Consider the following 246-nt stretch of genomic DNA (forward strand, 5'->3'; position numbering starts at 1 on the left):
AAATAATATGGAAAAAAGTGACTTTTTATTTATTCTAAGGGCAAAAGACAAAACAGAAAAACTACGTGACCTACTGATGAAATATTACCCTGATGAATCAATCGTATATGAAGTCATGAAGAATCAGTTCAAGTCTACATTTATTGAAGATACTTTTTCCATGGACATTCCTTATGCAGATAAATTATTGAATATCTGTCTTTCTTATGATCCTGTAGAATTATTAGTAAAGCTCCTCGGACCAAG

1 protein-coding gene is annotated in these 246 nt (G+C 30.9%); it reads left to right on the forward strand.

Annotated elements, in window-relative coordinates:
- A partial coding sequence (locus AOA60_RS33645) for a hypothetical protein (RefSeq protein ID WP_218240962.1) occupies positions 1–246 on the forward strand: 246 nt, incomplete at both ends.

The organism is Pseudomonas sp. 2822-17, from assembly GCF_002742485.1.
Classification (GTDB): domain Bacteria; phylum Pseudomonadota; class Gammaproteobacteria; order Pseudomonadales; family Pseudomonadaceae; genus Aquipseudomonas; species Aquipseudomonas cyclaminis.